The organism is Rhodococcus opacus B4, assembly GCF_000010805.1.
GTDB classification, from domain to species: domain Bacteria; phylum Actinomycetota; class Actinomycetes; order Mycobacteriales; family Mycobacteriaceae; genus Rhodococcus_F; species Rhodococcus_F opacus_C.
In genome coordinates this window covers 93,762-117,207 of sequence record NC_012522.1, presented here as the reverse complement: position 1 = coordinate 117,207, position 23,446 = coordinate 93,762, and the positions used below count along the sequence as shown (strand labels likewise).

Sequence of the window (23,446 nt, the reverse complement as noted above, 5' to 3'; positions counted from 1 at the left end):
GGATCATGTTTCCGGGTGACGGTGCGCTAACTGGCATTAGCGGTTGTTCCCCCACCAAAACGGGCAACGAGTTGGGGCGGATGCCGACGCACCCGGAAAATCCCAGGTCGTCGTCGTGTGGGGGAGCGGGAGGGTCCGCCGGTGTGTGGAGTGGCTGCGGTATCACAACATTTCCGCAGCGTCTCGATCAAAAAGCCAGTTCAGCACACCTTTTGCTCTGCAGAACGCTGTCGGCGTGAGCCGGCCAGCGGGTTCGCGCAGGGCGGAAACGCCCCTGCAGGCGCTGCGTCGGGCGACGTCCGACAAGCCCGCGCGGTAACAGCGCGGATCAGGCGCGGCGGGATGTCGGCGGTGTGATCGGGTCCAGGTGCATGGTCGTCACGGCCGTCGGTAACCCGATCTGCGGCCATCCGGTGGCCAGGGTGAGCGCCCACGCCGGTGCGGTGGGCAGCCAGTACAGCGGTTCGCTGCGGTAGGAGCAGATCCCGGACGCGGCGGCCTGCAGGTCCGGGCGTGGGAAGTAGGGATCCGCGGCCGCGAGGTCGCCGCTTCCGGCCCACACCTCCAGGTACGACCAGTGCGCCGACAGATCGGTGGGGTCGGTCAGCGGCCGGGTCTCGTGCCAGGCCCGCCGCGCCGGCCGTCCGGTCGCGGTCAACGCCAGTTGGACCGCGAGCCCGGACGGGTAGGAGGTGATCCGCACCAGCTCCAGCATCAGGTCGGTGTTCCTCGTCAGCGGCAGCCGGTCGTGCACCCGGTCACCGCCGCAGGGCGGTGGGGCGGTCGCGGGCCAGCGGGCTCTGCGCACGACCCCGATGGTCCTCCACCACCTGGCCTCCGGCAATGGTTCGGCTCGGTGAAAGTGGCTGTACGCGTGAGTAACCTGCCGCAGCCGGATGCTTCCGGGGTATTCGGGTCGCCTGCCGGTGGGCGTGGTGCTTATGCTCCACTCCCGGGGAGTTCGCCGAGCGAAGAGGTGCAGCGATGGCCCACAGAAGCAGTACCAGGCGGGTACACGGCCCCGAGTTGAAGGTCGGCGCCCGGGTGCTCGTCCGCCGGCACGCCGAAGCCGACGTGATCGGGGAGGTCGTCGAGGACTACGGGCCACTGACCGAATCCGGTGGTCGTGGGCACGAGTGGGCACCGGCGCATCGGTGGGCGGTCGCGCTCGACGACGGGCGGCTGATCTTCGCGGACACCGACGAGGTAACCGTCGATCCCGGTAACCGCTGACGCTGGGCGGTCGGCGAAGGCCCCACCGGTGCGAAACACGACTGACGCAACCGGTGGAGCAGTAGTGACACCGCCCGGAAGCCCGCGGGTGTTACAGGAAGCCCCACCAGCTGGGGCGCGGTGCAGATCTCGTAGCGAAGCGGGTCGGGCCGACGTCGTAGGTCTGCCCCGGTGACTCGGCTTGCTAGTGGTTTCCGGTGGCGTCCGTGGGTGTCGTGGTCTCCTGCGTGCCGGGCGGTTTGGGATGACGCCGGGTGACGTGCGTGTTCTCGTGCTCGGCGATCGCGTTCTGCCAGTCCGCGTCGGAAGGTGTACCACCGGCGCCGGTGGTGTGCGGGGTCGGTACTCCGAGTCGTGCGCCGATCTCTGCCCAGGAGGCGCCGTCGGCGAGGGCGGCGGCCACTGCCCGGGCGAGGAATTCCTCGCCCAACTCGGCGGCGGGACGGATGCCGGCCCGCCCGGACGGTCGTCTTCCGTCGGGTCCGGTGGGCTGTGTGCGCGGTCCGTCATCGCGACCGATGGTAGAGGGACATTCGCACCGGATCGGCGGAGTCCGCCCGCCCTCCCGCGGCCGCCCCGCGCCCGAGTACGCACCTTCGGCCGTAACCCCGCGCGCGTGCGACGGGGTGGGATCTGACCAGGCCGGATAGCGGTGAGTAGGTGGCCGCGTCCTCCAGCGTTCGCGGGTCCGGCGGATTTAGGATCGGGTGGTGGCGCGCACAGCAGGCTTCGTCAAGCAGGTGATCTCCTCGACGCTCTACCGGCCGGACGGGACGGTCGAAACGACACGAGACCCGGCGGTATGGACACTCGCTCACCGCGGCTACAGTGGATCCGCGCGCCTGGATGTGTGGGCCTACCGAACGAAGGACGACGCGCTGCGGGCCGGCGCGAGACTGGCGATGGACTGCGGCATGGACGAGGACGCTCGGTGCCGGGAGCTGTTCGATGCCGGTCGCTGGACGGCGGTGATGGAACGCTACGAGGAACTCAGCCCGGACGGGCATCTGCTGCGCGTGCAGGCCGCGTTCCTGCAACTCGACGACGAATGAACCGTGTTTGTCCCGGGGGCTTCCCACGGGCCGAGTGGCCGCACCGTCCGGTGCGAGCCTTGAGCTCAGCACGTCCACCCTGGAGGACTTCGAGCGTGTGTTTGCCGGAGTTGGCCTCGATCCTATTTGGTGCACAACGCGGTCAAGGCGATCGCTGCGGGACCTACCCGTTGCCGCAGTTCGTGCGCGCGCGTCGCGCGTGTTGGTGGGGCTGCTTGTAGTGATGGCTGGTGAACTCGATACTGGGGATGCCCCGGCATGGCGTCCGCGGGAAGTGGTCCCGGGAGCTCTCCGGATGGTGAGTCGCCCGGGGTCTTGCGCAACCAGGGATCGCCCACGACGGAGAGGGGCTTTGCATTGGCGCAATCGTTGGTCGAGTTGGCGGCCTGGCCCAGGCGGAGGGTCTGCACACCGTTGATCTGTTTTTGCCGCGGGTGCAGTTCCGGAGCGTGGGGCTCAGCGATCTCGACGCGTGTCTGGATTGGTTCGCGGAATTGACCATGACGGTGGATCTCGACGACGCCGACGATGTGGTCGTCGGTTCCCTCGACTTCACGCTGATCCGCCTGGGTACCGAGGATCCGATCGCCCTGTGCCTGGGCCAATTCGACGGCGATCGCGAGATTATGGCCTGTTCGATGGCAATCAACTCGCCGAACAGGTCGAGGAGCAGTACGAGACGCTGGCCGTGATCACCGAGGTGGTGCTCATCCCCAACATCGCGTCCGTCACCGAACCGTTGCGGGGTCACGATCTTGGAGTGTGGTTGGTGGCCGAGACAATTCATCGGATGCTGCCTGCCGGGATCGTGCTGATGTGGCCCTATCCGGTGCTCTCCGTCGACGCTGAACCCGACCCTGAGCTCGGCTAGGATTCGGATGCGGTGCAGCTCGCGGCGCTCGATGATGCCAGCCGGCCTCGTCGGCAGCCTCGGCCCCAGAGGCGTTCTCGTCCGGCAAAGTTTTGCAGCAGTATGCCGCCCTCGTCTTAGGTTTTCAGCCGGCTGCCGCCGCCTGCGTGATACGGTGCGCGTCGGCGAGGCGCTCCAGGGATTCGGCGATGACATCGACTGTCGTGTCATGCATGACCCGATCCTTGAAGGTCAGCCACTGCGGAACCAGACCATCTACGACTGTGGCGATCGCTCGAGCCAGAACCTCGACCAACTTGACGTTGTCGTCGGGCCTCAAACCCTGCCGCAACAAGCCTTCGAGCACGTCGAGATGAAGTTGATACAGCCGCTTCGCCAGATCGCCATCTTGCCTGAAGACCCAGAAGAACAATTCCAATTGAGCCTGCGCGTATGTGTCCTCCTTCCCGAACCATGCTTCGATCTGACGCAGAAGTCCCGCCGCTGCCCGGCCGAGTCCTGAGCCTTCGCGTACGTGAAAACCTTCTCTCAACTGCGACGCGGCCATATCCTCATAGATGGCGAGGAACAACTCCTCTTTCGTATGGAAGCAGTAGTGCAAGCTCGCCAGCGGTGCCTGTGCACGTTCCGCGATGCGGCGGGTGGTCGCCCCATGCATCCCGCGTTCAGCAATAATCTGCACCGCCGCGGCGATGAAGTCCTTTCGACGTTGCCCGGCAGGCAGACGTGCCATCTTCGTTTCTCGTTTCTCCCTTAGATCCGATAGCTATCAGCCTGTCGGATAGTGGGTCCCATTGACTTGGTCGCGAATTCGATGCGCATAGGCATGCGAGATGTAGTCCAGAAGACCGCACGACGGCGTGTCCTGTAGTGACAATGCTTTGGAAGCCGCAGTTCAGGACTACATGCGCTCGCGGTGATACCCGGTCAGTTGCACGAATAGCCCTTGTCTCGCGCGAATCCCGTTTGATGTTCACGATTCTGTTCGGCAGGTCAATTGGGCCGATTCGAGGGTGAGAAGAGAAGTGGGGACTCTTCGGTATTTCTGGCGATTCGATCTACGGAGACAGAAACAGTCACCTCTCATCCTTCCTGGGAAGTTCAATGTTGCGGCATTACCCTGCTCTGTCGGGATGATGTGCGCTACTGAAAGGTGCAACGGCTGGAACGGCGTGTGGGTGAATTGTGCACACATTCCGGAACGACGTCTGGCTGCCGGATGCGCGGACCTGCGACGGCGCTTCGGAAGGGTGCACCCTGCACCGGGCTGCGCGCGAATGTGCGCCAAATCGTAATCGCCTGACGATGCTGCCTGGTGCAACATGCTTCACGTCACACCCCGAGGGTGGGTGATCGAAGCGAATTGAACGTGCGTGGGCAGTTCGCGGCACCGCAGACCAGCCTCCGGAGTGGCGGTACCCCCGGAACACTCCGACGCACCCGATCTTCAGAACAAGGAGCCGAACTGATGCTGACTTCTGACACCCTTGCCGCGGCGCGTAACCGGATCAAGACCATGCAGGTTACACACTTCATCGACGGTGCCTTCGTGGATCCCGAGAGCGGTTGCGACAGCACCGATATTGTCAATCCCGCTGACGAATCGGTTCTGGCGACAGCTCCCCGCGGAGGTCCCGAGGAAGTCGGCCGAGCCGTCGACGCCGCCCGACGGGCGCGCCGACGCTGGGCCAAGACCACCCCGGGGGAGCGAGCTGCGGTGCTGTTGCATATGGCCGACGTCATCGACGCGAATGTCGAGCTCTTCGCAGCCGTCGAGTCGTTGAACGTCGGCAAGCCGCTCGCAGCGGTAATGGAAGAGATCCCGGTCGCCTCCGACTGCCTTCGATTCATGGCGGGCGCGGTCCGCACCGCGCAGGCTCCGGCCACGGCCGAGTACGTGTCCGGTCACCTGTCGACCATCCGCCGGGAGCCCGTCGGAGTAGTCGGAGCAGTGGTTCCGTGGAACTACCCGCTGATGATGGCCGCCTGGAAGATCGCACCGATTCTCGCGGCCGGCAACACTCTGGTCCTGACGAATCTGGGCGCCCTATGGCGGAGCACCCGATGACGAGACATTCCAACGATTCGGGATGTCACGACCACGTTTCGTCGACAAGCTTTGGCAAAGCGTTCGAGACAGCGGATGCGGCCAGCATCTCGAAAGCCAACTCGCCCTTGCCTATCCCCGCCCAACGTTCCGCACACTGAGCCAGCACGATCCGACCAACACCACATCCGATTACGAAAGACCACTCCGGGTGCCGAACCCAGATCCACAAGTTGGTTCGGACTGAGTTCATCACCCGCCACAGTCAATCTTCGGATACTCCGCCGCCTTCCGACTCTGTCAACCGAACGCCCTCGCGCCGCAGTACAACCGGTGGTCACGGCGACGATCCAACACCACAAGGCCCTCGCCGCTACGGCGCAACTCTGTTTCATGGTGACTACGCCTACGGGACAGTTCCTCGACCGAAACGCCCACAACCTCGCGCCCCGTCTACCCGCCGACGTCACACCTTGCGCGAACCGTAACAGGATGAAAGAAGCGGTCCATGCCACTCCTTACCCTCTCGAGGGTAGGAAACCTACCCTCCGAGCTGTCCAGCTTTGTCGGTCGCCGAAGCGAAGTCTCCGAGGTCAAACACCTTCTCAGCGCATTCCGGCTCGTCACCCTCACCGGGTTCGGCGGGGTGGGCAAAACACGACTTGCGCTGCGAGTGGCTACGGACGTGAGCCGGGCCTTTACGGACGGGGTATGGCTGATCGAACTCGGTGAGCAGCAAGACGACACGCGGTTCACCGAAACAGTAGCCCGCGCCCTCGGTATCGAGATGCCATCGGCCACGATGCCGCTCGAAGCCTTAACCGAGTACCTCGCCCCCCGACAGCTCCTACTCGTGCTCGACAATTGCGAGCACGTGGTTGATGGAATCGCTGCCCCGGCGACGACATTGCTCCGGAAGTGCCCAAGACTTCGCATTCTCGCCACCAGCCGGGAGACTTTGGCAATTGCAGGGGAGGCCGCGCTTCCCCTGCGGCCACTGACTTTTCCAGACCCGAACCCATCCTGCTCAGCGCAAGATCTGTCAAGCTATGAGGCAGTGCGGCTGTTTACTGAGCGTGCGCGCGCCGCCGTCCCAGGGTTCGGCGTGACCGAGGATAACAAGGCCGTCATTGCACGGATCTGCCAGCGGCTCGATGGCCTGCCGCTGCCGATCGAGCTCGCGGCAGCGGGGTTGCGGGTGTTGTCGGCGCAGCAGATCTTGCTTCGCCTGAGCGATCGATACCGACCTCCGAGCATCACGAACCGGGGTACACCTGCTCGTCAACAGAGCCTGCGAAGGTGTATTGATTGGAGCCACGAGCTCTGCACGGCACGCGAGCGTGAGGTGTGGAGAAGGGTCTCGGTTTTCACAGGAGGATTCGAGCTGGACGGGGCGGAGGCGCTCTGCGCTGGGGAGTTCAGCCCGAACGAGCTGTTGGAGGTGTTGGCCGCGCTTGTCAACAAGTCGATCCTGATCCCAGAGCAGACACACGGTGTCATCCGGTACCGGATGCTGGAAACGGTTCGCGACTACGGGCGGGACAGGCTTCGGGAGAGCGGCGAGTACTCGACGTTTCAACGACGGCACCGGGACTGGTTCGAACAACTGACCGTGCGGGCACACGCCGAATGGCTCGGCCCCAGGCAGGCAGAGTGGACCACCCGGTTGGATCGCGAGCTCCCCAATCTTCGCGACGCGATGACGTATTGCCTTGCTGATCCGATCCACGCTCCGGTCGGCTTGCACATAGCCAACGCTCTTCGCCGCTTTTGGATCTCCCGTGGCCTCCTGAGCGAAGGTAGGCAATGGCTCCGTCGGGCATTGACCTCCCAGGTGGAGCAACCAACCACATCGCAGGTCACAGCGCTCTGCACCGAGGGCATGCTCGCCGCGATGCAGGGCGATGTCACCGATCCCGTCGCTCTGGTGGCGAAAGCGCGTCACTATGCCGCGGGCGTGGCGGACCCGGGACTGGAACAGTTGGTTACCCGCACCGAGGCCCAACTAGCACTCTCGAGCGGCGATGCGGCACTGGCTGTCACCCATTTCGAGAAGGTTCTCGACGCGTGCCGAGCATCCGAAGACCTCGATACGCAACTCGAGGTGCTACTCGGACTGGGAGTTGCGTGCGGACGGTGCGGGGATCGAGCACGAGCGATGACCTGCTTTGAAGAAATCCTCGCCATCACCGAGCCTTTGGGTGACACTGTCCACCGAGCGCAAGCCCTAGCAGCGCTCGGGTCGACCATCTCGTGCACCGACCCCGTTCAAGCGGCTCACCTGCTGACACGCGGCTTGCAACTGAGTCGTAGCCTCAACACGCCTGGGACCGCAACCAGCTGCCTCTACACATGCGCGTGGATCGCCGCCACCGAGCACCGAACCGAGCACGCCGCGGTGCTGATCGGAGCAGTGGAGAAGCTGGCGGAATCCACGGAGGCCCACTGGCTGAATGGATACACCATCGACACGGGTCAGGAATCGAGCCTGGCCCGCGTCCGTCTCGTACTTGGTGAGCGAGCCTTCAGTAAGGCCGTCGAACACGGTCGAGGTCTTACCCTCAGAGAAGCGGTAGCCTATGCGCTCGGTGAGAACACAGCAGCCGACGACCCATCAAGATCCGGTCCGAGCAAAGACCTGACACCGCGTGAACGGCAAGTCGCGGACCTCGTGGCGCAGGGGCTGACCAATAGAGCGATTGCGGACAAACTCGTGATATCCCAGCGAACCGCGCAGGGGCATGTCGAGCACGTCCTCGCCAAACTCGGATTTGGCTCGCGGGCACAGATCGCGGCGTGGGTTGCGCCGAACGCAGGTGAACGATAGCGGACGAACTCGCCCCCACCTTCGACTGTCCGCTGTTCCGTAAGACGACCGGCCAGCGGAACACCGCCGCTGCGAATCGCTCCCCTGCTCACCACTGTTCCGTTCGAGTGTTCCGCGTATTGTTCCGGTGAACCCCCGCCCTATGGAACGCTGGATGGATGGGTGAGCCGTTCCGCGTCGGATCCGCCCGATGCTCCACCGACGAACAGGATGTCGGGATCCAGACCGAACAGCTGCTCGCGCTCGCAGTGCCGCGCGAGCGGATCTTCATCGACAAGGGGTTCTCCGGCACGACCCGCAAGAACCGGGCCGGGCTGGACAACGCGCTCGCCGCGGTCACCTCCGCCGCCGCGGCCGTCACCGGCCGGCAGGTGGTGCTGACGACAACGAAATTCGACCGGTTCGCGCGCAACATGGCCGAGGCCGGCGAGATCCTGACCGGCCTACGCGAGCGCGAAGTGCTGTTCGGGCTCGGTAATTCGGTGTACGACTGGAACGACCCGTTCGGCAAGCTGTTCCTGCAGACGCTAGCGATGGTTGCCGAAGCGAACCTGAACCACCTGCGGACCCGCGAGGGCATGGCGAAGGCCCGCGCGAAAGGGCGCCTCAAGGGTAAGCAACCGAAACTGCCTCTCGCCGCACGCAAGACGATCCACCGCCGGTACCACGACCCCGACGACGACGCGAGCTTGGCGGACCTGGCCGACGAGTACAGCGTCGGTCGCTCCACCATCCACCGTATCGTCAGCGGCACCACACCGCGGGCGTAACTCCACCTCGAGGCCCATCGCGCCGCGGCGCCACGTCACGGCAACGTGGCGCTGTCGAATTCGAGGCGTGCCAGCAGAATGGCCCGGGCCGCGCTCTGCCTGTCGGCGCATCGCACAAGTAGATGCCGTTGCGGTGATGCGCCCACCAGCTAAGTCACCCCCGACCAGCGGCTACGCCAAATCCGCCCGTTTTTCGGCGGATACTACGGCGACCCGCACCGCCGACACGAAGGAGACGCGATGACCACTCCACCCATCCCCGCGGGCCGGTCGATCCGATCGGCGCCGACCTGTTCGCCCTTCTCAATGCCCTCAAACTCGGTGCCCTCAAGGACACCCTGCCCGAGCGACTCGCCCTGGCCCGCCAACACCAACTCAGCCACGTCGCCTTCCTGGAACTGCTCCTCGCCGACGAGGTGTCACGGCGGGAATCGCGCTCGGCCATTTTGCGTTCGATGAAGGTCGGGTTGGATCAGTCGATGCGGATCGACACCTGGAACGCTCTCGACGACCTGCGTTATGACCGATCCCTGCTGTCGGATCTGGTGTCGTTGCGGTTCGCCGAGGCCGGCCACTCGGTTCTGGTTCTGGGTCCGGTCGGAGTCGGCAAGACGCATTTGGCGACCGCCCTCGGGCACGTCGCGATCCGGCGGCGGATGACGGTGCTCTGCGCCCGGGCCGACAAACTGTTCGCCCTTCTGCGCGCCGCCCGGCTGGACAACTCGGTCGAGGCGGAGATGCGGCGCATCGCCACCGTCGATCTCCTGGTTCGACGATTTTGCGTTGCGGCCCCTGGGCGCCACCGAGACCAACGACTTCTACGAGTTGGTCACCTCGCGCCATCGCCGCAAGGCGACGATCGTCAGCTCGAACGGGGAGCCTTCTAAAGCGCACAGGTTCGTGCGAACGTGTGCACGGTGACGCCTGAAATCTCACAGGTCCGCGAGCAGGGTGCGATCGACACGGTCGGCGAAGTATGCCAGGACGCCCTCGGCGCTCATGCCGTAGGTGGTGGCAATCAGATGGGGATCGTGGCTGTTGGCCAAGGCCAGCAATCGGGAGGCGCGCAGCGTGGAGATCGTGGCGTCGGCGGGGTCGAGGAGGTGGTCGAGGTAGGGCTGGGACGCCCGGTGTCCGCCCGGATCGGGTTCGGCTGGTGACGATGACATGGGGATTGTAGGTGCCGGATGTGCGGTGCTCAAGGCATCGGGTCAGTGCGGCCCAGGTCGCCGGGTCCAGCGGGATCGGATGTGGGCGGCGGCCGAGCCGATTGTTTCGGACAGGATGTGGATCTTCGATCCCTTCTTGCCGCGGTCAACGGGACTGGGGCCCGCGGCTACCACGGCACCCCCACCACGACCTCAAAGCGGTGTTCTTCAAAAGCGCGGCTGGACAGCGGCAACGCCGTCGCACACCGCATCCTGGAATGCAGTGGCGGAGCGCTGTCCCATTTCGAGGAACTTCAAGGTGCACATTGCACCATCGCTTCCCAAAACCCTCTAGCTATTGGCGTAGATTCTCGCCGCCTGACGGGCGCAGGCTGAGATCCGGTCACAGCGACTGTGTCACAGCACACTGCGATGTTGCCGTGCCCCGATGAATTCGGAAGCCCTCGGCGCCCAAGGAGCGATGAAATGAATGCAGCGAAGTTTGACTACGACACGGTGGTCATCGGAGGTGGCTTTGCCGGGGTGAGCGCCTGCCGTGACCTTGCCGATCAGGGCTACTCCGTGCTGCTTCTCGAGGCACGTCATCGTCTGGGCGGTCGCACCTGGTCCGAACAGCGAACGGTCGGCGACTTCGAGGGTGTCATTGAGCTCGGCGGTCAGTGGGTCTGGCCGGACCGTCAGGTGAACATGATGGCCGAGATCGAGCGTTACGGACTCAACCTGACGCACAGCGCAATGCCCGAGCGCTACCCCACTTTCCTGGCAGGAAAGTACAACGAGGGACCGCTTCCTGTGCCCGTCGAGGACGTCTACGACTTCGAGAAGGCGGCTTTCAAGTTCCTGACCGATGCCCATCGAATCCAGCGTGGAGTCCCCCTGGATCGCCAGAACCTCGACGACCTGGACATCCCGTTCAGCGAGTACCTGGACAACCTCGGCGTCAGTGACGCCACGCGAGGCTTCTTCACCTTCTTCGGGACCGTGTTCCAGGGCCGTAACCCGGAGGATATCTCGGCGCTTTTGCCGCTCGCATTCATTGCCCAGATGGACCACAGTCTTATCGGCGCCTGGGGCATCCTCGATGCGTACATCGTCGAAGGCACGAGCGCCTTGATCAACGCCATGGCCGAGGATTCCGGTGCCGACATCCGCTTCGAGACACCGGTCGCAAGGGTCGTTCAGGACGAGGACGGTGTGACAGTGACGACTCAGGCGGGCGACGCGTTCACCGCACGGACCGTAGTCGTGGCCACACCCGTTGCATGCTGGGCGGACATCCAGTTCGAGCCGCCGCTGAGCGAGGTGAAGTTCATCGTCTCCAGCGATGGCGGCGTGGCTAAGGTCTGCAAGGTTTACGCGCAGGTGAAGAATGCGCCTCGACTTCCGTACATGATTGCGGACGCGCCAGCGGCCAACGGGGCCGCGATCATCTCCGGCGCGTATGACCTGGACGAGGACGGCCAACTCATGATCGGCTTCTTCATCGACGACCCCGACAACGTGGATCGGTTTGGCGCCGACTTCGCCGGTATCGAGCGATTCGTCAAGACGATGTGTCCCGAGGCCGAGCTCGTCGCCTATGAGTGCCACGAATGGGTGAGCGACCCCTGGGCGGGCTACGGCGGATATCCGGCGTACAAGCCTGGCCGGCTCAGCAAGGGGCATTCCGAGCTGACGCGGCCGGAGGGTCGGCTGTTCTTCGCCACGGCGGACATTGCCAACACTTTCATGGTCTGGATGGAGGGGGCCGTCGAGATGGGCAAGAAGGCGGCACTGGACTCCCAGCGTCGGATGGAACGCGACGCCTTGGAAATCAAGGTCCACGCACGAGCCCGAGCATCGAGCGATGCTGCGTCGGCGCGGAATAACGCGTGAGGAACGACGGCGAAGCACCGGTGGCGAAGCAAGGGAGCCCGAGCGAGGTCGAGCCGGTGTTCAACCGGGACGCGTTGAGGTCCGGCTTCACCACGCGAGCGCTGGAGGCGCTGGACTGGGCGCAGGCGCAGAGCATTCCGGTCGCGACACGCCCAGAGCACGTGCTGATGGCGTTGCTGGATCAGGACGCCACCATCGTCGAACCAGTGTTTGAAGCATTGGGTGTGGACGCAGATGACCTGCGGAGGTCCTCGCCCAGCGTCACGGTCCGGCGGGGCGCTGCCGCCTCCGCGGCCGCGCCCGGGATCGACGCCGACATGGCGTCCCTGCTTCGCGCCGCTGAACATGAGGCGCGTCAGTTGAGTGATCACCTGGTTTCCATCGAGCATCTGCTCATCGCACTCGCGGGCCGCCGCGACGGCGTCGGGGAGGCGCTGCGAGCCGCTGGTGCGGACAGGAGCTCGATGTTGGAGGCCGTGCGCCGCGTGCGTGGACCTGCAGCAGTCGTGGACGCGGAGCCTGAACGCACCTATCTGGGCGTCAGGTGGCGTCCGCCTGCGGTGTCGAGCCAGGTCCTTCGGTACAGCCGAGACCTCACCGAGCTCGCCTTCCGGGCCGAGCTGGACCCGGTGGTCGGCCGCGATGCCGAGATCGAACGCGTCATTCAGGTCCTGTCCCGGCGCAGGAAGAACAATCCCGTCCTTATCGGCGACCCCGGTGTGGGCAAGACCGCGATCGCCGAAGGTCTGGCGCAGCGAATCGTGGCCGGCGATGTCCCTGCGGCGCTGCTGAACCGGAGGGTGATCGCGCTCGACGTCGGCGCTCTGGTGGCAGGGGCCACGTATCGCGGTGAGTTCGAGGACCGCGTCAAGTCCCTCCTGAAGGACGTGGTGGGCGCCGACGGCGGAATCATCGTCTTCATCGACGAGCTGCACACGATCGTCGGCGCGGGCGCGGCCGAAGGCGCTGTCGACGCCGGGAACCTCTTGAAGCCGATGCTGGCCCGGGGCGAGTTCAGAACGCTGGGCGCGACCACCCTGGATGAGTATCGGAAGCATGTCGAATCCGATGGTGCGCTCGAGCGCCGCTTTCAGCCGGTCCGGGTCGACGAACCATCCTCCGCGAACGCGCTCGAGATGCTCCGAGGTCTCCGCAGCAGATACGAAAGCCACCACGGCGTGGCCATCACAGACGCTGCATTGTCCGCCGCGGTATCACTCAGCGACCGCTACATCGCTGATCGGTTCCTACCGGACAAAGCGATCGACCTGATCGACGAGGCCTGCTCGCGGCGCCGCATCCAGAGCGATTCGCTGTCATCCGTCACGCGCGGGGCCGGCTCGTGCACGCCGCCGCTGGTCGATGACGACGACATCGCGCGCCTCGTCGGGCAATGGACGGGGATCCCGGTCTCACGGCTGCAGGAGGAAGAGCTCGAGCGGCTGGTGCACATGGAACACCGCCTCGCAGAACGTGTCGTCGGTCAGGCCAAGGCGGTCGTCGGCGTCTCGGCGGCACTGAGGAACTCTCGCACTGGCCTGTCGGATCCCAACCGGCCCATCGCGTCGCTGATGTTCTGTGGTCCTCTGGGAGTGGGGAAGACGTACCTTGCCCGCGTACTGGCAGACGTCATGCTCGACAGCGGCGAGGCACTCGTCCAGCTCGACATGTCCGACTACGCCGAGAAGCATTCCGTCACGCGACTCGTCGGCGCCTCTCCGGGATACGTCGGATACGAAGAAGGTGGACAGCTGACCGATGCCGTCCGCCGCCGCCCATACTGCGTCGTCCTGCTCGACGACATCGAACAGGCGCACCCGGATGTTCACGGCTTGCTTCGCCAGGTGATCGACGACGGGTCTCTGACCGACGGTCAAGGCCGCGTGGTGAGCTTCCGCCATGTGATCCTTGTCATGACCTCGAGCCTGCCCGATCTGGGTGCCGTCAACCAGCATTTTCGCGCCGAATTCTTGACTCGACTCGACGATGTGCTCGAGTTCGCACCTCTCCGCCGGAAGGATCTCGAGCAGCTCGTCGACATTCAGGTTCGATCCGTTGCCGCCCGGCTGTCGGATCGCGGCATCGCACTCGAACTCACCCACGAGGCACGGGCGTTGATCGCCGAGCTGGGCGACGACTCCCGCCAGGGTGCGCGGCCACTCGTGCGCGTCGTGCAGAAGGAGTTGATCTCCGCAGTCTCCCGCAGCATCCTCCTCGGCGATGCCTGCCCCGGGGACACGATTCGCGTCGACCAAGAGGGGACGTCGGTCACGCTTACTGTGCTCTCACGTCCCGCCGAGGCTGTGCCCCAACTCAGCTGACCGCAGGTCGCCGCAGCGTCGGCAGAACTGCACGGATACAACCGGGCATGCCACCGCGACGCGACTCCGACGAGACGCGTTTCGACTCAGACGAACCGGCGAAGAAGCCCGAGACCGCAGGCCTCTTCGCCGGTTGGGCCAAGGCGGACCGGTTCGGGATCGTCGTGGCGAAGCCCCTTCGGTGCCCTCATTCTCATTCTGCTTGCCGTCTCGGACTTCCTCGCAGCGTGCGCTGACCGAGACGATGTCGCGCCCGTCCATCCTGAGATCGGGGGTCAAGGAACAACCGAGCGTATTGATGCCGAAATGTAAACTCGAGCAACGTCAGTCGTGAGCCGGTGAACGAGCTGAAGGTCCATGTTTTGCACCATCGCGAGAATGGATGTCAGTCGTGCGAGGAGACGAGTGGCGCGAGGAGACGAGTGCTGCGGCGGCATCAATATGATTGCAGCGGATTCCGTCGACGTCTTGTGCCTATCGGCCGAAACGCGACCCCGACGCCCCACAGATCGTGGAGGGATTTCTCGACGGTTGGGACCCATGGGAATCGGTGCGCTGACATCCACAACCACAGCGCCCCCGTGCAACCACAAGGGTGAGCCGACGGCGCCACATGCACGCATCACCTACTCGACGACGGATTCCAGGTGTTGCACATCGTCGTCGGAGTCCACCCATACAATCGCCGCGCCACATGATCGCCGGTGAGAGCGGATCCGAGTTGCGCTTCCGCTCGTGCCCGCACGTTGTGGATGCTTCGCAGCAAAACTCCACGGTCACGTAGCTCTGCACATGGGCGCCAGGGGCGACCTCGGAGCACACCTCGTCAACGGCGCATTGGCAGCGTTGAGCTGCGGGGGTAGCCGGCGATTATCGCGGCGGCCGCATCCGCAGCCCACCCTCGTCGACAACCTCCGCTGCCTGCAAACGGTAGGAGCTTCCGGCACTAGTTCGGCTCCCTCGCACACCCGCTGCGAGGGAGCCGAACACAGCTTGTCGAAAGCATTCACTGTGCGCCGCACGGCACGATGTGAGCCGACAGCGACAACGTCACTGACCGGATAGGCAAGAGCAGCGACCGGGTGCGCTCACTCCACAAATCACCACCGTGTGATCGTCCGCTTCAAAACCTACATTTCATTCGATCCCGATTGCCACGTGCGGCAACACTGATCGCCGCGCCGCGATGACCGCTGCGGACGACCTCACCGACACTCAGCCGGCACGTCCAGCTTCGTTGATCATTTGTTCGACAGCTGCCTCGTCGGCGTAGTAGACGTCGCGAATGATCTTCATCGACGTGGGATCGAAGGTGAAGAAGGAGCTGGTCAGCCACCGCACCTTCGTACCGTCTGGGGACGCCTTCTCATCGGTCGCGGGAAGTTCCACAGTCGTCTCGAACAGCATTCCCAGCGTTGTCTGCTCCAGATGCGCGGCGACCGGCCGTGGCGTGTACTCGGGAAACGACGCCCAGATGTCGTTCAAGAAATTGACGAGCTCCGCCTTACCGGGCACCGTAGTTCCTGTCACCCCGTTGACGAATACGCAATCCTCAGCGAAGTGGTCCAGGACGCCTTCGAGGTCCCGCGCGACAACAGCCATGCATACGCTTTCGATCCGTTCCACACAGGCTTCGGTGTCCACCCGGTTTTCCGTGTTGGTCATACGAACTCCTTATCCATTTGCCGCACCGTCCTTGATCGAGTGCGTTGGTCTATTGCGTGCTTCTGGCGGGCGAGTGTTATGCAGGTCGTGGGTGAGGGCGGCGGCCTTTACCGCTTCCGCGCGGATGGCGTCAACCACTCTCTATGGCATCGGACGCGAGCCTTGGTCCCGCAGTTGTTCGTTGGACCGGTATCTGCCCACAGCGCGACCACCCCTTCACAGCAAACACTGCGCCACTAACCGCTTGCGGGTTCGGCGCATCAGTCACCACGTACCCCCACCGAGACTGGAGACGCGCCAGTCCGAGACGCAGCCCGGTGCTCGATGACCCGTCGCCCCACTCAGGCTCGTCGCACGCGCATCTTGATCAGTAGGCGGGCACGGTGCACCAGGTCGTCCGACACCGCGCCGGGAGAGATGCGTGCCAGCGCATCCCGCACCTCTTCCGGTCAGCGACCGCACCCCGCCGAGGGCACCTCAGACATCGGTCCCCCCGCCGAGGTATGATCTGCACCATCCTCGACACAAAGTCATGACATGAAGGCGTGGAGATTTCCACCCGATGACTGGACGATGACGCGGAAGGAATTGCTCACCGACACAGGAGAGTAGCGGGCATGGTTCACCCCGTCGTCGCCACCGAAAGTCGACATCTGCGTCATCGGGGCAGGCAATACGTCACCGGCGCTGCGCGGAACCTCCCACAGCAGTTCCCCACACCATCGAATGTCTCCGCTGACCCGGCCCAGAGGTGGACGAATCCATGAACACCCGCGAAAATCACCTCTGGCGCCACGGCCGTCGCGCCGCGTCGATCACTACTTCAGTTCAGATCTTTGCGGCGGCCTGACGTGCCTCGAAGATGCTTTGCTCGATTCCTCGGGGCGCGTACGCGTCGCCGATCAGGTCGATGCGGAGGTTGGTGTCGCTCAGCTGATGGAAGAGTCCGTCTTCCGCGACGGGAGGGGCGACCCACACGAGACCGTCGAGTTCTTCGATTCGCAACTCCGTCTTTGAGAAGCCCGCCCGCAGTCGAACTGCTGACGGCTCGACTCCCACGATCTCGCTGACCGGGTGGAACTCGACTCCCGCTGCGACGAGATTCGCGTACTCGATGCGCCAGTTTGTCATTTCGAGCGAGCTTCCGGGATACGGCGTCGGCGAGATGTATTCGACCTTAGCGCCACGTGCCGCCAGAACATGGGTCAGGCTGATGCCGTGCCAGTCGCCGAAGCTGTCGAACACCGCGATGCGCCCGGTGAAACTTGGGGTCGATAGGACACTCTCGGCGTCGATGATGGGCAGCGAGTCGCCGGCGAACGGGTTCTCTGGCAGGCGCGATCCCGTGGCGAGGGCGACGATGTCGGGCGACAGGTCGAGGATGCTCTCTCGCGATGCCGTGGTGCCGATTCGGAATTCCACGCCGAGCTCCAGGCACTGTTCATGCAGCCACTCGGTGATCGAGGAGAGCTCACCGCGGGTCGGCGCTTTGGACACCGCGAGCGCCCGGCCGCCGATCCTGGACTGTTCGACGACGGTGACCTGGTGCCCCCTGCGCGCTGCTACCCGTGCGTACTCGAGACCGGCCGGGCCTGCACCGACCACGAGTACCGTGCCCGGCTTCGGTGACGAGCCGACGTCCTCCGATAGCTCCCCCTCGTGACCGACCGCGGGGTTGTGAATGCAGCGGATTCCGCGTCCTTGGTCGAGCCGGTGGAGGCAGTTCATCGCACCGACGCAGGGCCGGATCTGTTCGACCTTCCCGGTCTTCGACTTCTGCGGAAGGTAGGGGTCGGCGATGAGTGCACGAACCATCGCGACCGCATCACAGCTGTGCGACTCGATCATCTCTTCCGCGATCCGCGGATGGTTGATGCGGCCGACCATGAAGGTCGGTACCTCCAACACGCTCTTGATGGCACGACCGTATCGCTGCCAGAGGCCCGGAGGAAACGTCATGTTCGGGATGTTCCGTGCGGTGTTTAGCGCGTCGGAGTACCGCCCCATGGTCAGTGAGACGTAGTCGAGCAGATCCCAGGATCCGACGGTTCCGATGATCTCGGTGGAGTCCATGACCCCGGGATCATCGGGTTCGAGCCCGGTGGCTGTCATTCTCGCGCCGACGGCCACATTCGGACCCACTGCATTCCGAACGGCGTTCAGGACGTGTTCGGCGAATCGCAACCGATTCTCGAGAGGACCGCCCCATTCGTCGGTCCTGCGATTGGTCCGAGGCGAGATGAACTGTTCGATGAGATTCCCGTGACCGAGGTGAATCTCGATGACCGACACCCCGGCATCGCTGCACCGTCGAGCGGCGGCTGCGAATGCGTCGACGATCTGGAGTATTTCCCGTTCTGTCAATGCGTGCGGTACTCGCCAGCCGGCATGAAAGTAGTTAGACGGCACTCCTGAAGGACCGACATATACGTCGGTGCCGGTTCCTTCGTAGCTGCCCTGGCTACCCGGATGGTAGAGCTCGACGCCGTAGTGTGCGCCGAACTCACCGACAGCTCGAACGGCTTCTCGATACTGGGGAATGATCTCGTCCGACACATTGTGCATGTCGAGATACCCGGGGACTACGGAGTTCGCCTGCGACATGATCAGCGCAGCTCCGCCGCGTGCGCGCTCGCGATGATACTCGATCAGCTGCGGCGAATAGCCCTTGTCTCGTGCGAATCCCGTTTGATGCGGAGCGTTCACGATTCTGTTCGGCAGGTCAATCGGGCCGATTCGGAGGGGTGAGAACAGAAGTGGGAACTCTTCGGTCTCTTCGGCGATTCGATCTGCAGAGGCAGAAGCAGTCACTTCTCGTCCTTCCTGAGGATGTCGGTGTTGAGTCATCACCCTGCTCTCTCGGGATGTTGTGCGCTACTGAAAGGTGCAACGGTTGGAACGGCGTGTGGGTGAATTGTGCACACCTTCCGGAACGACGTCAGACTGCCGGATGCGCGGACCTGCGACGGCACTTCGGAGGGGTGCACCCTGCACCGGGCCGCGCAGGAATGTGCGCCAAATCGTAATCGCCTTCACGATGCTGCCTGGTGCAACATGCTTTACGTCACACCCCGACGGTGGGCGACGGAAGCGAATTGAACGCGCGGAGGCAGTTCGTGGCACGGCAAACCAGCCCCCCCGGGTGTGGTGGTCATCCCCGGACTCTCCGACGCATCCGATCTTCAGAACAAGGAACCGAACTCATGCTGACTTCTGACACCCTCACCGCGGCGCGCGACCGGATCAAGACCATGCGAGTAACACACTTCATCGACGGTGCCTTCGTTGAATCCGAGAGCGGCTGCGACACCACAGATATCGTCAATCCCGCTGACGAATCGGTTCTGGCGACAGCTCCCCGGGGAGGCCGCGAGGAAGTCGGCCGAGCCGTCGACGCCGCCCGACGGGCGCGCCGACGCTGGGCCAAGACCACCCCGGGGGAGCGAGCTGCGGTGCTGTTGCACATCGCCGACGTCATCGACGCGAATGTAGAGCTCCTCGCTGCCGTCGAGTCGTTGAATGTCGGGAAGCCGCTCGCAGCGGTCATGGAAGAGATCCCGGTTGCCTCCGACTGCCTCCGATTCATGGCGGGCGCGGTCCGCACCGCGCAGGCTCCGGCCACGGCCGAGTACGTGTCCGGCCACCTGTCGACGATCCGCCGGGAGCCCGTCGGAGTAGTCGGAGCAGTGGTTCCGTGGAACTACCCGCTGATGATGGCCGCCTGGAAGATCGCACCGATCCTCGCGGCCGGCAACACTCTGGTCCTGAAGCCGTCCGAGCTGACGCCGCTGTCGATGGTGCTCCTCGCCGAACTGGTGTCGGACGTCCTTCCCGAGGGCGTCCTGAACGTGGTGCTGGGCCCCGGCCGCGTGGTCGGCGACGCGCTCGGCCGGCACCCCGGTATTGACATGATCGCGCTCACCGGCAGCACTCGCGCCGGTCAGGAGGTTGCCGCGGGAGCATCGGGGACAGTGAAACGGCTGCACCTCGAGCTCGGCGGCAAGGCGCCGGTCGTCGTGTTCGACGACGCCGATCTCGAAGCGGCGGTCGAAGCCGTCGTCGCCGCAGGCTTCGTGAACGCGGGTCAGGAGTGCGGTGCGGCGACGCGGGTGCTGGTTCACCGAGATGTCCACGACGAGCTCGTTGAACGACTCAGCCGCGCCGCCGCAGCGTTGATCATGGGCGATCCGGCGGACGGGTCGTCGATCGAGCTGGGACCGATGGTCAGTGGCGCGCAACGGGCCCGGGTAGCAGCGATGGTCGAGCGCGCGATCGTCGCCGGCGCCGTTGCGGTTGCCGGCGGTGCGGTTCCAGAGTGCCGAGGCTTCTTCTATCCGGCGACGGTGCTCACCGGCATCGAGGCGGGCTCGGAGATGGCTCGCGAAGAGGTGTTCGGTCCGGTGGTGACGGTGGAGACCTTCGAGACGGAGTCGGAAGCGATCGCCAAGGCGAACGATGTGGTCTATGGCCTTGCTGGGTCGGTGTGGACGCGCGACCACGGACGCGCACTCCGGGTCGTCGACCAGCTCGACTTCGGCTCGGTGTGGACCAACGCGCACCTGATCTTCTCCAGTGAGATGCCGTGGGTCGGCTTCTCGCAGTCCGGCTACGGGCGCGACAACTCCACGTACGCGCTCGACGACTACACCCGTACCAAGCACATCACGATGTCGATGGGTATGCCCGCGGACCAGGCCCGCTAGCGGGCCGCACGGTTCCGGATTCGTGACACCCGAGAAGAAGAGGAAGAACTGACATGAAGGTGAAGGCAGCAGTTTTCGAACGGGTGGGGGAACCTATCCACGTCGAGGAACTCGATCTGGAAGACCCCAAGCGGGGCGAGGTTCTTGTCCGGCTCGAGGCCGCCGGCGTGTGCCACAGCGACTACCACGTCGTGAAGGGTGAGTGGGAGTCTGCCGGACCGCTGGTCCTCGGACACGAAGGCGCCGGCGTCGTCGAGAAGATCGGCCCGGGTGTCACTTCGGTGTCCGTCGGCGACCACGTCGTCCTGTCGTGGGTCCCGTACTGCGGCACCTGTGCATACTGCATGGCCGGCAAACCGGCCCTGTGCCCGAAGGTCGAGGAGACCGCCTACCAGAACGTCCAGTACGACGGCACGTCCCGACTCTCCCGCGGCGACGAATCGGTACCGAGCTACCTCGCGACCGGTGCGTTCGCAGATCGGGTCATCGTCCACGAAACCGGTGCGGTGCCCATTCGCAAGGACGCCCCGCTCGACCGCGCCGCCCTGGTCGGATGTGCTGTCGCCACCGGTGTGGGGGCGGTCTTGAACACCGCAGACGTCCAGCCCGGCGACACCGTCCTGGTGTTCGGCTGCGGCGGCGTGGGCCTGTCGGTGATCATGGGGGCCGGCCTCGTGTCGGCGGGTCAGATCATCGCGGTCGACATGAGCGACAAGGCCCTCGAGCTGGCGAAGTCGCTGGGCGCCACCGCCATTATCAATCCGTCGCGCGATGATGTCGCGACCACTGTCCGGGGGTTGGTCGACGAGCGCGGCGTCGATTGGGCGTTCGAGGCGATCGGTCTCAAGCCGACCATCGAGCAGGCGTACGAACTCATCAGCCCGGGCGGCACGGTTGTCGTCGTCGGCCAGTCCGCGGACGGTGTCACTATCGAGATCGACCCGATGGTGATGTCGGACCGGGAGAAGTCGATCATCGGCTGCAATTACGGAAGCAGCCGCCCCGCAATCGACTTCCCGCGTCTTATCGATCTCTACATGCAGGGCAAGCTCGACCTCGACCGTCTGGTGGGTCATACGAGTTCCATCAACGAGGTCAACGAAGCCTTCACGCGAATGGGGCAGGGCGAGGGCGGACGCACTGTCATCCTCTACGACCACGCGTAATCCTGCCGACCACGCGCACGAGGTGTGCGGAAGTTTTCTACGAACAAAGGACGTCTATTGACTGCCAAGTACATCGATTTCAGAATACGGCCGGCTGATGAGGCCACGTCCGTGGACCTCGCCGGAACCGACAGTGAGGGCTACACGCGGGTATACGGCCAAGGGTTCACCGGCGGTCGTTCGCTCGATCACCTCGTCGGCGAGCTCGAACAACACGACGTCGCCGGCGTGATGCAGGCCGAGTGGGAAGAGGACGATCCGGCAAAGGTCAACACGCGGGTGGCCGAGGCGATCGCCACACACCCGGACCACCTGGTGGCCGGCATCGCGACGACGGATCCACGACTGCCGAACGCGCTCGAGATCCTCAAGCACGCCCACGACGAGCAGGGACTGCGCGGATGGAACTTCCAGCCTGGATTCCTGAAGGTCGCGGCGAACGATCCGAGTGTCGCCCCGTTGCTCGACTACTGCCAGGAGAACGGCCATCCGGTCACGATCCACTCGGGCATCAACTTCAGCGAGACCGGCCCGATCAAGTTCGGGCATCCCGGGGCGCTGTGTGAGGTCGCGTGCGCCTATCCGGACCTGACGATCGTCGCGAGTCACGGTGGCTGGCCGTGGGTCACCGAGATGCTCGCGGTGATGTGGAAGCACTCGAACGTCTACGCAGACTTCGGCGCCATCGCCCCGAAGCGCATGGTCGGACCGAGGGGCGGCTGGGAGCCTATCGCGCACTGGATGAACACGATGGTGGCCGACCAGGTCCTCATGGCCACCGACTGGCCGATGATCCGGCACGAACGACTCCTCGCCGAGCTCGACTACCTGGAGCTGAGCGACGAGTCGCGGGCGAAGTTCACCTTCCTCAACGCGGCACGCCTGTTGGACAAGCACTGGGGAATCAAGCTGACGAACAACGACCAGGTAGGAGAACTCTGATGCCGATCAGCGAAGCACTCGCACCGGACGAGACCGGGCCCGGAATCTTCGACCTCACGGAACGACGAGTAATCGTCACGGGTGCGTCCCGCGGCCTCGGACGCCAGCTGGCGCGGGGTCTCGCGGCGTTCGGCGCCTCGGTGGCCTGCGTGGCCCGCGACCAGGCCGCCCTGGACGAGACCGTGGCCCTCATCGAGGCTCAGGGCGGGAAGGCATCGGCGTACGTTGCCGACCTGGGAGATCCCGACGCAGTGACATCGCTCATCGAGCGAGTCGCCATCGACATGGGAGGCATCGACGTCCTCCTCAACAATGCCGGTGTCGATCACGACTCGCCGATCGAAGAGACGAGCCTGGAGACCTGGGAAAAGGTGATCGAGGTCAACAATCGGTCGGTATTTCTGATGATTCAAGCCGCCTCCCCGTACCTCCGGGCCTCGGGCGGCTACGGCAAGGTCATCAATATCGCGTCGATCCTCGGCACCGTCGCGATGCGCGACAACTCCGCGTACGTCATGTCGAAGCATGCGGCGATCGGTCTGACCAAGTCGATCGCCCTCGAGTGGGGTCGTCGCGGCGTCCAGGTCAACGCACTGTGCCCCGGCTTCCTGGTCACGGACATGACCATCCACTCCGTCAGCGATGAAGCCTCCAGTAAGTGGATCACTTCGCGCACACCGATGGGGCGCTGGGGCCAGCCGAGCGATTACGTCGGCGCGGCAGTGTTCCTCGCATCACGAGCTTCGGACTTCATGACAGGCCAGACGCTGTACATCGACGGCGGCTGGACGGCCCAGTAGGTGAA

Annotated in this window: 20 protein-coding genes; 13 read left to right on the top strand and 7 right to left on the bottom strand. The window is 64.5% G+C overall.

The features are described from left to right. Positions 1–328 precede the first annotated feature (328 nt). Positions 329–808, bottom strand: coding sequence for a serine/threonine protein kinase (locus ROP_RS00605; protein WP_231868833.1), 480 nt, complete (start codon positions 806–808; stop codon positions 329–331). Positions 809–984: 176 nt separating this feature from the next. On the opposite strand from ROP_RS00605, the gene ROP_RS00600 reads away from it, so the two are divergent. After that, on the top strand, positions 985–1,233 hold the full coding sequence (locus ROP_RS00600; RefSeq protein ID WP_012687385.1) for a hypothetical protein: 249 nt from the start codon (positions 985–987) through the stop codon (positions 1,231–1,233). 184 nt (positions 1,234–1,417) lie between these two features. Here the strand turns inward: ROP_RS00600 and ROP_RS00595 are convergent, their stop codons facing one another. Further along, positions 1,418–1,663 carry a hypothetical protein gene (locus tag ROP_RS00595; RefSeq protein WP_012687384.1) on the bottom strand — a complete coding sequence of 82 codons (246 nt, stop codon included), beginning with the start codon at positions 1,661–1,663 and terminating at the stop codon, positions 1,418–1,420. A 280-nt stretch (positions 1,664–1,943) separates the two neighbouring features. Between ROP_RS00595 and ROP_RS00590 the strand changes: the two genes are divergently transcribed. Beyond that, a complete protein-coding gene (locus ROP_RS00590; protein WP_231868832.1) occupies positions 1,944–2,285 on the top strand; it encodes a hypothetical protein in 342 nt (113 codons plus the stop codon). A 122-nt stretch (positions 2,286–2,407) separates the two neighbouring features. On the opposite strand, the gene ROP_RS43885 is transcribed toward ROP_RS00590, so the two are convergent. Beyond that, positions 2,408–2,890 (bottom strand): hypothetical protein, encoded by a 483-nt coding sequence (locus ROP_RS43885; RefSeq protein ID WP_231868831.1) that lies wholly within the window; start codon positions 2,888–2,890, stop codon positions 2,408–2,410. On the opposite strand from ROP_RS43885, the gene ROP_RS43880 reads away from it, so the two are divergent. After that, positions 2,878–3,156 (top strand): hypothetical protein, encoded by a 279-nt coding sequence (locus ROP_RS43880; protein WP_231868830.1) that lies wholly within the window; start codon positions 2,878–2,880, stop codon positions 3,154–3,156. The genes ROP_RS43885 and ROP_RS43880 overlap by 13 nt on opposite strands. Before the next feature lie 124 nt (positions 3,157–3,280). On the opposite strand, the gene ROP_RS00575 is transcribed toward ROP_RS43880, so the two are convergent. Beyond that, a complete protein-coding gene (locus ROP_RS00575) occupies positions 3,281–3,889 on the bottom strand; it encodes a TetR/AcrR family transcriptional regulator (RefSeq protein WP_012687380.1) in 609 nt (202 codons plus the stop codon). Between the two features lie 735 nt (positions 3,890–4,624). On the opposite strand from ROP_RS00575, the gene ROP_RS00570 reads away from it, so the two are divergent. The 4 genes from ROP_RS00570 (at position 4,625) to ROP_RS00555 (ending at position 9,687) form a co-directional block, all read left to right on the top strand. Then, positions 4,625–5,224 carry an aldehyde dehydrogenase family protein gene (locus ROP_RS00570; protein ID WP_231868829.1) on the top strand — a complete coding sequence of 200 codons (600 nt, stop codon included), beginning with the start codon at positions 4,625–4,627 and terminating at the stop codon, positions 5,222–5,224. 487 nt (positions 5,225–5,711) lie between these two features. After that, positions 5,712–8,030 carry an ATP-binding protein gene (locus ROP_RS00565; RefSeq protein WP_012687378.1) on the top strand — a complete coding sequence of 773 codons (2,319 nt, stop codon included), beginning with the start codon at positions 5,712–5,714 and terminating at the stop codon, positions 8,028–8,030. Between the two features lie 158 nt (positions 8,031–8,188). Next, positions 8,189–8,800, top strand: coding sequence for a recombinase family protein (locus tag ROP_RS00560; RefSeq protein WP_012687377.1), 612 nt, complete (start codon positions 8,189–8,191; stop codon positions 8,798–8,800). Positions 8,801–9,000: 200 nt separating this feature from the next. Continuing rightward, positions 9,001–9,687: an ATP-binding protein gene (locus tag ROP_RS00555; RefSeq protein WP_331457998.1), complete on the top strand. Its 687-nt coding sequence runs from the start codon at positions 9,001–9,003 to the stop codon at positions 9,685–9,687. Between the two features lie 45 nt (positions 9,688–9,732). Here the strand turns inward: ROP_RS00555 and ROP_RS40835 are convergent, their stop codons facing one another. After that, a complete protein-coding gene (locus tag ROP_RS40835) occupies positions 9,733–9,969 on the bottom strand; it encodes a hypothetical protein (protein ID WP_012687375.1) in 237 nt (78 codons plus the stop codon). A 465-nt stretch (positions 9,970–10,434) separates the two neighbouring features. On the opposite strand from ROP_RS40835, the gene ROP_RS00545 reads away from it, so the two are divergent. After that, entirely contained in the window at positions 10,435–11,844 is a 1,410-nt protein-coding gene (locus ROP_RS00545) for a flavin monoamine oxidase family protein (RefSeq protein ID WP_012687374.1), read from the top strand. Continuing rightward, positions 11,841–14,165 (top strand): ATP-dependent Clp protease ATP-binding subunit, encoded by a 2,325-nt coding sequence (locus tag ROP_RS00540; RefSeq protein ID WP_050785025.1) that lies wholly within the window; start codon positions 11,841–11,843, stop codon positions 14,163–14,165. Before ROP_RS00545 ends, ROP_RS00540 begins: the two co-directional genes overlap by 4 nt. 1,215 nt (positions 14,166–15,380) lie before the next feature. On the opposite strand, the gene ROP_RS00535 is transcribed toward ROP_RS00540, so the two are convergent. Further along, entirely contained in the window at positions 15,381–15,830 is a 450-nt protein-coding gene (locus tag ROP_RS00535) for a nuclear transport factor 2 family protein (protein ID WP_012687371.1), read from the bottom strand. A gap of 828 nt (positions 15,831–16,658) precedes the next feature. Then, a complete protein-coding gene (locus tag ROP_RS00530; protein ID WP_080512423.1) occupies positions 16,659–18,677 on the bottom strand; it encodes an NAD-binding protein in 2,019 nt (672 codons plus the stop codon). 356 nt (positions 18,678–19,033) lie between these two features. Between ROP_RS00530 and ROP_RS00525 the strand changes: the two genes are divergently transcribed. The 4 genes from ROP_RS00525 to ROP_RS00510 all read left to right on the top strand — a co-directional run bounded on the left by ROP_RS00525 (position 19,034) and on the right by ROP_RS00510 (position 23,441). Next, positions 19,034–20,533 carry an aminobutyraldehyde dehydrogenase gene (locus ROP_RS00525; protein ID WP_012687369.1) on the top strand — a complete coding sequence of 500 codons (1,500 nt, stop codon included), beginning with the start codon at positions 19,034–19,036 and terminating at the stop codon, positions 20,531–20,533. 53 nt (positions 20,534–20,586) lie between these two features. Continuing rightward, entirely contained in the window at positions 20,587–21,699 is a 1,113-nt protein-coding gene (locus ROP_RS00520) for a Zn-dependent alcohol dehydrogenase (RefSeq protein WP_012687368.1), read from the top strand. Between the two features lie 111 nt (positions 21,700–21,810). Beyond that, the gene (locus ROP_RS00515) at positions 21,811–22,641 is read left to right on the top strand and encodes an amidohydrolase family protein (RefSeq protein ID WP_012687367.1); all 831 of its coding nucleotides are present in this window, start codon (positions 21,811–21,813) and stop codon (positions 22,639–22,641) included. After that, the gene (locus tag ROP_RS00510; RefSeq protein ID WP_012687366.1) at positions 22,641–23,441 is read left to right on the top strand and encodes an SDR family NAD(P)-dependent oxidoreductase; all 801 of its coding nucleotides are present in this window, start codon (positions 22,641–22,643) and stop codon (positions 23,439–23,441) included. Before ROP_RS00515 ends, ROP_RS00510 begins: the two co-directional genes overlap by 1 nt. Positions 23,442–23,446 lie beyond the last annotated feature (5 nt).